Source organism: Achromobacter sp. UMC46, from assembly GCF_014170335.1.
Classification (GTDB): domain Bacteria; phylum Pseudomonadota; class Gammaproteobacteria; order Burkholderiales; family Burkholderiaceae_B; genus Achromobacter.
In genome coordinates this window covers 58,157-70,558 of the sequence record NZ_LZZS01000038.1, presented here as the reverse complement: position 1 = coordinate 70,558, position 12,402 = coordinate 58,157, and the positions used below count along the sequence as shown (strand labels likewise).

The 12,402-nt window shown below is 66.7% G+C and carries 13 protein-coding genes and 1 pseudogene; 6 read left to right on the top strand and 8 right to left on the bottom strand.

Annotated features, from left to right (window positions below; genetic code table 11):
* The first annotated feature begins 5 nt into the window (after positions 1–5).
* Complete coding sequence (locus A9973_RS27585; protein ID WP_183016799.1) at positions 6–902, top strand: LysR substrate-binding domain-containing protein; 897 nt, start codon at positions 6–8, stop codon at positions 900–902.
* Positions 903–914: 12 nt separating this feature from the next.
* Here the strand turns inward: A9973_RS27585 and phnX are convergent, their stop codons facing one another.
* From phnX to phnD, 5 genes are read right to left on the bottom strand one after another with little or no spacing between them, the layout of a single operon-like run.
* Positions 915–1,757: a phosphonoacetaldehyde hydrolase gene (phnX, locus tag A9973_RS27580; RefSeq protein WP_183016798.1), complete on the bottom strand. Its 843-nt coding sequence runs from the start codon at positions 1,755–1,757 to the stop codon at positions 915–917.
* Positions 1,758–1,810: 53 nt separating this feature from the next.
* Complete coding sequence (gene psrA, locus A9973_RS27575; RefSeq protein WP_183016797.1) at positions 1,811–2,902, bottom strand: iron-containing alcohol dehydrogenase PsrA; 1,092 nt, start codon at positions 2,900–2,902, stop codon at positions 1,811–1,813.
* Between the two features lie 27 nt (positions 2,903–2,929).
* Positions 2,930–3,748, bottom strand: a complete 819-nt coding sequence (phnE, locus tag A9973_RS27570; protein WP_183016796.1) for a phosphonate ABC transporter, permease protein PhnE — start codon at positions 3,746–3,748, stop codon at positions 2,930–2,932.
* 2 nt (positions 3,749–3,750) lie between these two features.
* A complete protein-coding gene (phnC, locus tag A9973_RS27565) occupies positions 3,751–4,566 on the bottom strand; it encodes a phosphonate ABC transporter ATP-binding protein (RefSeq protein WP_183016795.1) in 816 nt (271 codons plus the stop codon).
* On the bottom strand, positions 4,563–5,444 hold the full coding sequence (phnD, locus tag A9973_RS27560) for a phosphonate ABC transporter substrate-binding protein (RefSeq protein ID WP_183016794.1): 882 nt from the start codon (positions 5,442–5,444) through the stop codon (positions 4,563–4,565). The genes phnC and phnD overlap by 4 nt, the downstream gene beginning before the upstream one ends.
* Before the next feature lie 109 nt (positions 5,445–5,553).
* Here phnD and A9973_RS27555 point away from each other — a divergent pair, with 109 nt between their 5' ends.
* From A9973_RS27555 to A9973_RS27545, 3 genes are all read left to right on the top strand, one after another.
* Positions 5,554–6,447, top strand: a complete 894-nt coding sequence (locus tag A9973_RS27555) for a LysR substrate-binding domain-containing protein (protein WP_183016793.1) — start codon at positions 5,554–5,556, stop codon at positions 6,445–6,447.
* Between the two features lie 156 nt (positions 6,448–6,603).
* Positions 6,604–8,643: an alkaline phosphatase gene (locus A9973_RS27550; protein WP_183016792.1), complete on the top strand. Its 2,040-nt coding sequence runs from the start codon at positions 6,604–6,606 to the stop codon at positions 8,641–8,643.
* Between the two features lie 55 nt (positions 8,644–8,698).
* A complete protein-coding gene (locus A9973_RS27545) occupies positions 8,699–9,475 on the top strand; it encodes a fused MFS/spermidine synthase (protein WP_183016791.1) in 777 nt (258 codons plus the stop codon).
* 36 nt (positions 9,476–9,511) lie between these two features.
* On the opposite strand, the gene A9973_RS27540 is transcribed toward A9973_RS27545, so the two are convergent.
* Positions 9,512–9,748 carry a hypothetical protein gene (locus A9973_RS27540; protein WP_183016957.1) on the bottom strand — a complete coding sequence of 79 codons (237 nt, stop codon included), beginning with the start codon at positions 9,746–9,748 and terminating at the stop codon, positions 9,512–9,514.
* A 175-nt stretch (positions 9,749–9,923) separates the two neighbouring features.
* Here A9973_RS27540 and A9973_RS31295 point away from each other — a divergent pair.
* Positions 9,924–10,058: pseudogene (locus A9973_RS31295) on the top strand (hypothetical protein); the annotation flags it as partial.
* A gap of 164 nt (positions 10,059–10,222) precedes the next feature.
* On the opposite strand, the gene A9973_RS30985 reads toward A9973_RS31295, so the two are convergent.
* Positions 10,223–10,462: a hypothetical protein gene (locus A9973_RS30985; RefSeq protein WP_220805697.1), complete on the bottom strand. Its 240-nt coding sequence runs from the start codon at positions 10,460–10,462 to the stop codon at positions 10,223–10,225.
* A gap of 26 nt (positions 10,463–10,488) precedes the next feature.
* The gene (dkgB, locus tag A9973_RS27525; RefSeq protein WP_183016790.1) at positions 10,489–11,292 is read right to left on the bottom strand and encodes a 2,5-didehydrogluconate reductase DkgB; all 804 of its coding nucleotides are present in this window, start codon (positions 11,290–11,292) and stop codon (positions 10,489–10,491) included.
* 124 nt (positions 11,293–11,416) lie between these two features.
* Between dkgB and A9973_RS27520 the strand changes: the two genes are divergently transcribed.
* A complete protein-coding gene (locus A9973_RS27520; protein ID WP_183016948.1) occupies positions 11,417–12,331 on the top strand; it encodes a LysR substrate-binding domain-containing protein in 915 nt (304 codons plus the stop codon).
* Positions 12,332–12,402 lie beyond the last annotated feature (71 nt).

Genomic DNA, 12,402 nt, shown 5'->3' with positions numbered 1-12,402 from the left:
CCCCCTTGACGCTCAATCAGATCCGCGCCTTCATCATGGTCGCCCAGCATGGCGGTTTCACTGCCGCCGCCCGCGCCCTGGGCATGAGCCACACGACGCTCAATTCGCAGATCCAGATGATCGAGCGGGAATCCGGCGCCGAATTGTTCCATCGCCGCGGCCGGCGTGTGGAGCTTTCGGCGCTGGGCGTGGAAATGCTGCCGCTGGCGCGGCGCATGGTGTCGCTGGAGGCCGACATGCGCCTGATGCTGGACGATAGCGGCAAGCTGCGCCGTGGCGCGTTGAAGGTCGGCGCCGTGGGCCCCTATCACGTCACGGAAATGATCGAGGCCTATCACGCCGTCCATCCCCGGATCGACTTGTCGGTCAGGCTGGGAAACTCCGAAGTGGTGCTGGACGACCTGGACAAGTACGTCTGCGATGTGGGCGTGGTGGCCAGCCGCTATCCGGAAGACCGCTACTACATGCAGCCATACGCCCGGTATCCGGTCATCGCCTTCGTGCGCGTCGACCACCCTTTCGCCAGGCGGGAATCCATCGCATTGAACGAACTGTCAACGCAGCCTTTGCTGATGCGCGAGCCGGGTTCCACGACGCGCAAAGCGCTGGAAGATGCGCTGCTGCTGCATGATGTGACGGTTCAGGTCGCCATGGAGATCGGCAGCCGGGAGGCGCTGCGGGAGGCGGTCGTGCGGGGCCTGGGCGTGGGCACGGTGTCCGAATCCGAGTACGTGCCCGATCCGCGCTTGCGTCCGGTGCGCATCGAAGGCGATGTCGTGTCGACGCACATTCATGTTTGCTGCCTGCGGGAGCGCCGCGAAAGCAGGCTGATATCGTCGTTCTTCGACGCGATCGCAGCCTGCCATGCGAATGGATCGGGCGGCGGATCGGGCAGCGCCTGACCCGCAAGGAAATCAGGGCGTTTCGCCCCGGGCCAGGCGCGCCCCGATCGCGGCGACAATGGCGGGCAGGTCCGCCACGGACTCGATGACGTAGTGCGCGCCGGCCTGCGTCAGCTTTTCCGTTGCGCGCGCCACGCGCGCGGCGACGTCGGCCGGGTCGGCGGATGCCAGCTCCGACTGCGAATAGCCGACCTCGTTGCCGGACAAGGTCAGTCCCACGCACCACATGCCCGCGTTGCGCCCTTCCTCGATGCCGGGCACGGTGTCGTCGACCTTGATGCAGCGGCGCACGTCGCTGGCGCCCAGGGCAAGCACGTTGGCCAATGCCATGTAGGGGCCAGGCCTGCCGCCGGCGGGCAGTTCGTCGCCCGCGATCACGCAGTCGGGCGCGATCCCGTCGACGGCGGCGTCGGGCAGCAGCACGTCAAGCACCTGGCGGGGATATCCGGAGCACGAACCGATTTTGATGCCCTGGCTGCGCAATGCGCGCAGGGTCTCCACCGCGCCGGGGATTGGGCGGGAATACTCGGCGACCTTCGCGATCTGCATCGGCATGAACCGGTGATAGACGGCATCGATATCCAAGTCGTTGGACGGGCGGCCGAACCGTTCCACCCACTGCGCCTGGATGCCGACGTCGGCGAGCAGCGTGCGGATATGGTCGCGCTTGGACAGGCCCATCGGGCCACGCGCCTGTTCCAGCGTGATGCGCAGGCCGAACACGGCGAACGCCTCGACGAAGATCTGCGTGGGCGCCAGCGAACCGAAGTCCACCAGCGTGCCGGCCCAATCGAAAATGACCGCGTCGACGGTGCCGGGGAATTTCCCGCTCTGGGCAGGTGTGGATGGAGTCATGTCTTGGAGCCTGTTCATGATTGATTGCCGGTTACGGCCGAAAGCGGCGGCGCTTATCGCGCGCCGATGAAGTTGCGTCCGCGCGGGCCCTGCATGGCGGCCGCCACGAGGGCCTCCCATTGGTCCGCAGCCACGCCATAGCTTGCTGGGTCGGTGCTGACCTCCAGGCCTTCCAGGAAGGCCGTCAGCGCCGCCACGGCCTGCCCGGCGTCCTGCGCGTCGAACACGGACAGCAATAGCGCGTCCAGGTCCGCGTCGATGCCCAGCGCCATCCGCATGACGCGGGGCAGGCTGAACGAGCATGCGATGCCGTGCGCCACGCCGTGCTCCAGCGTCAACCCGTAAGACAGCGAGTGCGCCAGCGCCGTCTTGGTGTTCGAGAACGCCATGCCGGCCAGGACGGCGGCCACGGCCACTCTGGAACGCAGGTCCTGGCGGTCCAGGTTCTGCATCAGCGGCGGCAGTGCGGCCAGGATCTCGCGCGCGGCCGACACCGCCAGACTCGCGGACACCGGGTTGCGGTTGATGTTCCAAAGGGATTCCAGGGCATGCGACAAGGCATCCAGGCCGCTGGCCAGTGTCGCGCCCCGGGGCAGGCTGACCATCAGCGCGGGGTCGATCAGGGCGGCCTCCGGCCAGGTCCAGGGCAAATGCAGCGAATACTTGCGGTGCCCGGCTTGATCCCAGATCGTGGCCCACGGCGTGACTTCGCTGCCGGTGCCGGCGGTGGTGGGCAACGCGATCAGGCGGCGCTCGCGGCCACTCGGGCGGGCCATGGCGGTGTCGCCGGACAGGCAAGCCAACAACTCGTCGAACGTGCCCGACGGCGTGCCGGTCAGCATGGCCTTGGCACAATCGATGACGCTGCCGCCGCCCAGCGCGATGACGCATTCCACGTCGGGATGGTCGCGCCAGAGCCGCTCGTACATGGGCGCCAGCCACGACACGTCGGGGTTGGGGTGCACCTCCGTTTCGATGGCGGCAAGCCGGTCGCCCAGCATGGCCTGGATCCGGCCGCACAGGCCCAGCGCGCGCGCTTCAGGAAACGCGATCAGAATGGCGCGCCGGTTTCCCAGCCGTTCGGGCAGGCGGGCCAGTACGCCCTCGCCCGCATCGATCACGACGGGGTTATGAAAATTCCACATGGCAGTCTCTAGTGAATGAAGATCGGGTCAGCCGCGTCCGTTGTCGCGGATGGCGGCACGCAGCCGGTTGGAAACCAGGTCGGCGGCGATCACCATGAACGTGATCACGACAATGCACGTCGCGGTCTCCTGGTACTTGAACAGCTTCAGGCTGCTGACGAGTTCGAAGCCCAGGCCGCCGGCGCCGACCATGCCCAGCACGGTGGCCGATCGCAGGTTGACTTCGAAGCGGTACAGGATGACGGCGATCCAGGCGGTGATGACCTGCGGCAACACGCCGAACACGATCACCTGCAGCGGCCGGGCGCCAGTAGCCCGCAGGGCTTCCAGCGGGCCTTCGTCGATTTCTTCGATGCTCTCGGCGAAGAATTTGCCCAGCATGCCGACCCCGTGCACGGCCAGCGCCAGCACGCCGGGGAACGGGCCCAGGCCCACCGCGGCGACGAACACCAGCGCCAGGATCAGTTCATTGATGCTGCGGACCACGTTCAGGACCTGGCGCGTGGCGCCATACAGCCAGCGGTTCACGTTCAGATTGCGCGCGGCCAGGAAAGACACCGGCACCGCGCCCAGCACGCCCAGCAAGGTGCCCCAGACCGCGATCTGCACGGTTTCGATGGCGGGCGCCGTCAACGATTGCAGGATGCTCCAGTCGGGGGGGAAGGTGCGGCTGAGGAAGTCGGCGATCTGCGGCACGCCCGCGGCAAGTTCCGATGCGCTCAGCTGCGCGCCTTGGGCGCTCCATTGCAGCGCGGCCAGGGTCGCGGCCACCATGATGGCCACCAAGGCCCAGCCTTTGACGCTTGACGGCAGGGGTGCCGTCCACAAGTATTTGTTGTCTTCCATCGTCATGCTCCTCGCGCCGCCGATTGATACGGGCCGGCCCGGAAATCCATTCCGCCTTCGCCGTCGATGTCGCTGCCCGCCTCCGGCTGTTCGCCGCCGGGATAGATGCGCGCCAGATCGGACTCCCGCAAAGCACCGGGCAATCCGTCGTACACCACGCGGCCGTGGGCCAGGCCGACAATGCGGTCCGCGAACTCCCGCGCGTAGTCGACCTGATGCAGGTTGCAGACGACCGTAATGCCCAGTTCGCGCGTGGCGCTGTGCAGATAGCGCATGACCAGCCTTGCCGTCTTGGGATCCAGGCTGGCCACCGGTTCGTCGGCCAGGATGACCCTGGGCCGTTGCGCCAGGGCGCGCGCGATGCCCACGCGCTGGCGCTGGCCGCCCGACAAGGAATCGGTCCGGGCCTGCGCCTTGTGGGACAGGTCGACGCGGGTCAGGCACTCATGCGCCAGCGCCACATCCGAACGGCTGAAGAGCTGCAGCACCGATGTCAGGACCGGCGCGGCGCCGAGCCGGCCGGTCAGGACGTTGCGCAGCACCGACAGGCGCGGCACCACGTCGTGGTGCTGGAAGATCATCGCCACCTGGCGCCGTAACGTCCGGGTGTCGCGGTCCGCCATCGCGTCGATGCCGGCCACGGTCATCTCGCCCGCATCGGCGCAGGCCAGGCGGTTCATACAGCGCAGCAGCGTGGATTTGCCGGCGCCGGACTGGCCGAGGATCACCAGGAATTCGCCGGCGCCCGCATCCAGGTCCACGCCGCGCAGCACGTCATTGGCGCCGTAGCGCTTGGTCAGGCCGCGCAGCCGGATCATTTCATGCTCCGCAGGTCCAGCTTCAGCACCTTGGCCGTGTCGCGCACGACGTTGTACGCGGCATCCGTCGTGGGCTGGAAGCCGTTGAGCATGCCCTGGTCGCCCCACGGCACGTCTTTGATATTCGCCAGCGCACGGGCGACCTTGTCCTTGACGGCGGGGTCCAGGTCCTTGCGCCAGACCATCGGCGATTCCGGAATGTCGCTGGACGTCCACACGACGCTCAGATCGTCCTGGCCCAGTTGGCCTTTGGCGATGGCGCTGGCGTAGATGCGGTCGGCGACGGCCGCGGCGTCCACCTTCTTATTGGCCACGGCCAGCAGGCTGGCGTCGTGGGATCCCGAGAAGACCACGCGCGAGAACAGGCGGGCGGGGTCGTAGCCGGCCTGCTCCAGGCCCGCCTTGGGAAACAGGTGGCCCGATGCCGAGCTGGGGTCGACGAATGCGAAGGTATGGCCTTTCAACTGTTCGACGTTCTGGATGCCGCTGTCCTTGCGGACCACGATCAGGCTCTTGTAGGCGCTTTTGCCCGACTTCTTGGTGACGGCGACCGAGAACGCCTCGACGTCCGCGACCGATGCCGCCAGCACGTAGGAGAAGGGGCCCAGGTACGCCACGTCCAGCTTCTTCGCGCGCAAGGCTTCGATGATGCCGTTGTAGTCCGTCGCCACGAACGGCTTCACTTTCATGCCGGTCTGCTGCTGCAGCTGCTCGATCACCTGTTTGCTGGATTCGATCATCGCCTGCGAATCCTCGGCCGGGATCAGGCCGATGGTGAGGGTGTCCGATGCCGCCTGGGCGGCGGAGCCGAACAGGGTGAGCGCGGCGGCAACAGCAATCAGGGAGCGGCGCGTGGCGAAACGTACGGGGAAGTTCATGGCAGGCATCCATTTCAGGGGGGAATGCCAGGAAGCTTAGGGATGTCACATGTCCTTCATATTATCGATTTAGCATCAATTTCATCAGTCATCCATAGATAAGAGCTATATGTCGATCGCCCGTCTTCGCGCATTCCTGGCCGTTGCGCGCCATGGCAGTTTCAGTGCCGGCGCGCGGGCGCTTGGCTTGGCGCAGCCGACCGTCACGACGCAGATCCAGGCACTGGAGAAGCAGCACGACGTCGAACTGTTCCACCGCCGCGGGCGCGGCGCGCAGTTGACGCAGGTCGGGCTGGCGCTATTGCCGGTGGCGCAGCAGCTGGGCGCGCTGGAACTGGATGCCTTCAATCTGCTGCACGACGCCGGCAAGCTGAATTCGGGGAAATTGCGCATCGGCGCCGTGGGTCCGTTCCACGTCATTGAAATGGTGGACGCCTACCACCGGTTGTATCCGGGCGTGGACCTGTCCATCCGTGTCGGGAACTCGGCCGAGGTCTTGGCGGATCTGGAGAACTACGTCACCGACATCGCCGTGCTCGCGGGCGGGCGCGACGAACCCGGCCTTAGCGCCGAGCACTATGCCAGCCATGCCGTCATCCTGTTCGCGCCGGTGTCGCACCCTTTGGCGCGATTCGACAGCGTGCCGCTGACGGCGTTGCAGGATGCGCCGCTGCTGCTGCGCGAAGCCGGGTCGACCACGCGTGCCGCGCTGGAAGCGGTGCTGGAACAGGCCGGGGTCAAGCCGCGGCCGGTCATGGAGGTCGGTAGCCGTGAAGCCCTGCGCGAGGCGGTGGCGCGCGGCCTGGGGCTGGGCACGGTGTCGGAAGCGGAGTTCATCCCTGACCAGCGCTTTCGCCCGATCCGCATCCAAGGCGATCCCGTGCGTACCGAAACCTATCTCTACTGCCTGGCCGAGCGGCGCCAGAGCCGCTTGCTGTCATCGTTTTTCGAGGAAGCGCTGGTCGTGCGGAATGCGTCGCGCGAGGCCGGCCGCGGGGGGTGAACGCCACCGCCCACGGCGGCCTGTCACGCCCATGCAACGCCCCGGTGCGCTAATACCGGCGCCGAGGGCACGCGGCGGCCTGGGCGCCGCCGTCTGCCCGTCCCTTTCCACGCGGTGCCGCGCGCCGGTGCCGCCTTACCGTGGGCATTCCTCGACATGGACCGCAGAAAATTCCTCAAGTGGGGCAGCTTCCTGACCGTCTCGGCGGCAACCGCCAGCCTGGCCGGCTGCAACAGCAGCGACGACGATGGCGATGACAGCAGCGGCGGGAACCCGGGGGGAGACCCCGGCGGCACGCCCGCCCGCTTCCAGTTCCCGCAGGGCGTCGCGTCCGGCGATCCGAAGCCCGACAGCATCATCCTGTGGACCCGCGTGGTCGGGGTCGATGGCGCCGCGGTTCCGGCCCGGGTGCAACTGGCCCGCGACGACGCGTTCACGCAATTGCTGGTGGACACGTCGGTCAGCGCCGAGCCCGATTGGGACCACACGGTGCGCCACAAGGTCACGGGCCTGGATGCCGCCAGCAATTACTACTACCGCTTCGTGGCCGGCGCCAGCACAAGCCCCGTGGGCCGCACGCGCACCGCGCCCGCCGAGAACGCCGCCGTCGCGCAGCTGAAGTTCGCCTTCATCTCCTGTCAGGACTGGAGCGTGAATCACTGGGTCGGCTTCGACGAACTGGCTGCGCAAGACCTGGATTTCGTGGTGCACCTGGGCGACTACGTGTACGAGACCGTCCGCGCGGGCTTCCAGACGGGCGGCGTGGAAAGCGCGCACGCGCCGCTGTCGCTGCCCGATGGCACCGCGCGCGCCGACGGGGCGGTCTACGCCACCACGCTTGCCGACTACCGCAGCCTGTACCGCAGCTACCGCTCGGATCCGCGCCTGCAAGCCTTGCACGCGCGCTTTCCGATCATCGCCATCTGGGACGACCACGAATTCTCGGACGATTGCTGGCAGGACCGCCAGACCTACGACACGGCCGACGACGGAACGCCCCGGACCTCGCGTCGGCGCGGCGCCAGCCAGGCCTGGTTCGAGTTCATGCCGGCCGACGTGTCGCTGGACCTGGCCAACCCGTCGTTCCAGAACATCCAGATATACCGCGCGTTCCGCTTCGGCAGCCTGGCCACGTTGTTGATGACGGACGAACGCCTCTACCGCGCCGACCACGTCATCCCCGAGCAGCAGGTGGGCAGTGAAATCGGCAGCCGCTACTTCGTGCCAAAGCGCCTGCTCTCGCAAGTCGAGGCGCAGAAGATGACGAACGCGGGCGGCCAATTGACGCCCGTCTCCATCCTGGGCAATACCCAGCGCGATTGGTGGAAGGCGCAGTTGGGCGCAAGCACCACGGCATGGAACCTGTGGGGCAATGAGGTCTCGCTGCTGCGCATGCAGTTCAACGGCACGCAAGCCGTGTCCGGCCTGCTGGCCCAGGGCCTGGCCGCGGCGCAGCCCGGCCTGCAGCCGCTCGTCCCCTTCATGACGGTGGCGCTGGCGCAGGACCTGACGGGCGCCGACCACAGCAGCGGCAAGCCCGTTACCGCCTATCCCGCCTTGTCCGCGTTGCTGGACGCGCAGGCGGCCATTCCCGCGCCCGTGTTCGCGGCGCAGATCAAGCCGTTGCTGGACGCGCAATTGCCGCCGTCGCTGCTGCTGGACGAGTATCTGCTGAACGCGGACCAGTGGGACGGGTACAACGCCGAGCGCAAGGACTTGATGGCCTTCGTGCGCGACGCGGGCGTGCGCAACCTGGTGGCGTTGACCGGCGATATCCACGCCTTCTTCGCCGGCCCGGTGATGGACGACTACGACGCCGCGACGCCCAAGCCCGTGATGGTGGATCTGGTGACCGCCGGCATCTCCAGCAATTCGTTCTTCAGCTACTTCAAGAGCGTCGTGGATACGGATCCCACCTTCGCGCCGGCCAAGCCGCTGATCTACACCGAGGCCGCGGGCGTGGTGAAGAACACGTTCAACGACACCTTGCGGCAGTTCAACGCGAACTGGCTGCGCCATATCGATACCGACGCGCAGGGCTTCGCGGTGGTGACGCTGACGCCGACGGAGCTGCGCTGCGTCTTCAACAAGCTCAAGCCTTTGGACGGCACGAAGGCGCCGGCGATGCCGGCGGTGGCGTCGCAAACGGTGCTGACGGTGGCAGCGGGTACGCCGGCGGTGACCGTGGCCACCTGACCTCCCTGGGCGACGGGTGGTATCTTGTGCCTGTTTTCTCTACCCGCCCTGCCCAATGTCCGATACTTCACCCCCCGCCGATTCGCCGCAACCCGACGAGCCGGCGGCCATCCACCGGCCTTTCGTCCAGAACAACGGAACCCGCCGCACGCTGCATTTCACGCAGAAGGAAATCCAGAGCAGCATGTCCGTGCTCAATCCCGATGCGCTGGAGCTGGAGTACACGCGGATGATGATGGGCTTCGTGCTGTTCAACCCCGAGCCCGCGCGCATCCTGATGGTGGGCCTGGGCGGCGGTTCCCTGCCGAAATTCTGCTATCGCCACCTGCCCCGGACGGCGATCGAAGTGGTCGAGATCGACCCGGCGGTCATCGCGTTGCGCGACGCCTTCATGGTGCCGCAGGACGATGCGCGCTTCGCGGTGGTCCAGGCCGATGCGGCCGCGCATCTGCGCGGCTTGTCGGATCATGCCGACGTGATCTTCCTGGACGGCTTCGGCGTGGGAGGCATTCCCGATGCGCTCTGTTCCGAGGCGTTCTACGCCGATTGCCACCGCGCGCTGCGCGATGACGGCATCCTGGTCATCAATTTCCACGTCAACCATCCCCTGCATCACGACTACCTGGCCCGCGTGCGCGCCGCCTTCGGGCCGGCGATGTTCGAGGTGGTGGACGACGACATGACCAACAGCATCGTCTTCGCCTGCAAGGGCGACCTGCTGAACGACCCGGCCGCAGCCGAGCTGACGCGCCCCGCCTCCATCGCCAAGGACGCGTGGCGCCAACTGATGCCGACGCTGCGCGTGATCGGGGCGACGCTGGAGCTCAGGTAGGCCGTGCGCCCCGCTGGCGCTATGCTACCTTCCGGATCACCACCGGGATCGACGTGTCGCTGGGGGCAACGGCAGGCGGAAACCGTCTGGTTTCAAGATGCGCTCGTTGTATCCCCGGAAATCCGGGTAGACCTTTTCGATCAGGTCGCGGATCCGTCCGTAGTCCTCGACCAGGAAATGTCGGGGGACGCGCGTGTCCGGCAGCGTGGCGGCGGCCATGCCCGCGCCCGCGTCGTCTTGGCGGGCATGCGGACGGCGGGTCCTGCACCGCATGCAGCAGCATGCCGCCCAGGCCGGCCACGACGCCGATAAGCAGCCTGGCGCGCAATCGCGGCGGATCGTCCGCCAAACCCTCATTCATGTCTGAATCACTCCTGTCGGGCCCGCGCTGGCAGAGGCTGGCAGCGCTTTATAGCAGGCAGTGTGTGCAGGGGATTGTCAATGAAGCGTGAACGGCTTTGGCGGTACCGCGGGATACGACTCCACGCTGAATGGCAAGGTGCTGGACCTGGCGATCCGGGAAGCGGTGGACCGTCTGGTTGATGGCATCGAGCAAGGCGCCTGGCAGCCTAACGCCAACTAAGGGGAATTCGACATGATGAATGCTCAGGCGATGCGTCGCCGGAACACCGTTGCGCGCGCCGGACGCGGGTTGGCGATTGCGGCGCTGGCCGGTTTGCTGAACGCCTGCGTGCAGCAGCACAAGCCCATGTACAGCTGGCAATCGTACCAACCGTCCGTCTACGCCTACCTCAAGGACGATGGCGCGGACAGCACGCTGCAAATCCAGGCGTTGGAAAAGAACATCGAAACCGCGCGCGGCACCAACCCGTTGCCGTAGATCAGGCCATGGCGCAGCGCGTTGTCCGCCACCAGGCTGGATCCGCTGGTGTGGATAACGCGCTTGCCGCTGCCGCGCAATGCGGCAAGCACCGCGGCGACCGCGCCGCCGATGAAGCCGCTGGCGCCCGTGATGAAGATCTTCATGACGGGTGCTCCTTCCTGTTAGGCGTTTAGTCCCAGGCAGCCGCCAGGCCTTCCGGGCTGACTTCGCGGCCGTTGCGTTCCAATGCGGCGATCGCGGCCATGTCGTCCGCCGTCAACCGCAGGTCGCGGGCAAGCAGGTTGCTGGCCAGGTTCTCGCGCTGGGTCGACGACGGGATGACGGCATAGCCCAGCTGCAATGCCCAGGCCAGTGCGACTTGCGCCGGCGTGGCGTCATGGCGGCCGGCGATCAGGCCGATCACGGGGTCTTTCAGCACTTTGCCGTAGGCCAGCGTCATGTACGACGTGACGGGGATGCCCTGCTCTTTCAGGAACGCGGTCAGCGCAGCGTTCTGCAGGTAGGGGCTGAGCTCGATCTGGTTGGTGGCGATCGCGTCCCGGCCGACGGCGGCGATGGCCGCGCGCGTTTCGGCGATGGGGAAGTTCGAAATGCCGATCTGGCGGGTCAGGCCTTGCGCCTTGGCCTCGGCCAGCGCAGTCATGAATTCTGCAACGGTCACGCCGTTGCCCGGCGCCGGCCAGTGGATCAGGGTCAGGTCCACGTAGTCGGTGCGCAGCTTGGCCAGGCTGTCTTTCAGGCTGGGCACGAGCTTGTCCTGGGCGTAGTTGGGCACCCAGATCTTGGTGGTGACGAACAGGTCTTCGCGCGCCACGCCCGATTCGGCGATGGCCTGGCCGACTTCGGCTTCGTTCTCGTAGATCTGCGCGGTGTCGATGGCGCGGTAGCCGACGTCCAGCGCGTTGCGCACCGAATCGATGACGACCTGGCCTTGCAGGCGGAACGTGCCGACACCAAATGCGGGAATGCTCATGTAAAACTCCATGTTGTAGGTTCAGAGTCCAGGCGGTGCCGCCCGGGAATGCAGCTAGTTTGCCCCGGCGATATTTGCGGAAAAAGCCCCGTATCGGCGAAAGACTTTTGATATAACGTCAATGATGAAAACCACACTCGACGAAATGCAGGTCTTTATCGCCGTGGTCGACAGCGGGTCGATCACCGCCGCGGCCGAGGTGCTGGGACAGACCATTTCCGCCACCAGCCGCACGATGAGCCGGCTGGAAGAGAAGCTGCAGACGACGCTGATGCGCCGGACGACGCGCCGGCTGGAGCTGACCGAAGAGGGCAAGACCTACCTGGAGCGGGTGCGGCGGATCGTGGCGTCGGTGGAAGAAACCGAGGACCTGATGAACGTGCGCCGCAACCAGCCCGCCGGGCTGCTGCGGGTGGATGCGGCGTCGCCCTTCATGCTGCATGTGATCGCGCCGCTGGTGCCCGGCTACCGCAAGCGCTATCCGCAGGTAGAGCTGGAACTCAACAGCAACGAGGGCAACATCGACCTGCTGGAGCGCCGCACGGATCTCGCCATCCGCATCGGGCGGCTGAAGGATTCGTCGCTGCACGCGGTGCCGCTGGGCGCAAGCCGCGTGCGGGTGCTGGCCAGCCCTGGCTACCTGGCCGCGAATGGCACGCCCAAACGCGTGGCGGACCTGGCCTCGCACACGCTGCTGGGCTTTTCCCAGCTGGAATCGTTGAACGAATGGCCCTTGCTGGACGGCGACGGCCAGCCGTTGCACGTCAAGCCGGGCGTGCGCGCCTTCAGCGGCGAAACCCTGCGGCAGTTGGCGTTGAACGACGGCGGCGTCGTCTGCCTGTCGGACTTCATGACGCGCGGCGACCGCGCCGCAGGCGCGTTGCAGCAGTTGCTGGTCAAGCAGACGCAGGACGTCAGGCAGCCGATCAACGCGGTGTACTACCGCAACACCGCGATCTCGTCGCGCATCAAATCCTTCATCGACTACGTGGTGGAGGTGATTGGCAAGGACGGCTTCCTGGAGCCCGCCGCACGGTGAGAGATGTGTCCATTGGCGACAGCGGCTGCGGAGGCCGGCGGGGCAAACGTATACTGCCCCCGTTTATTTTC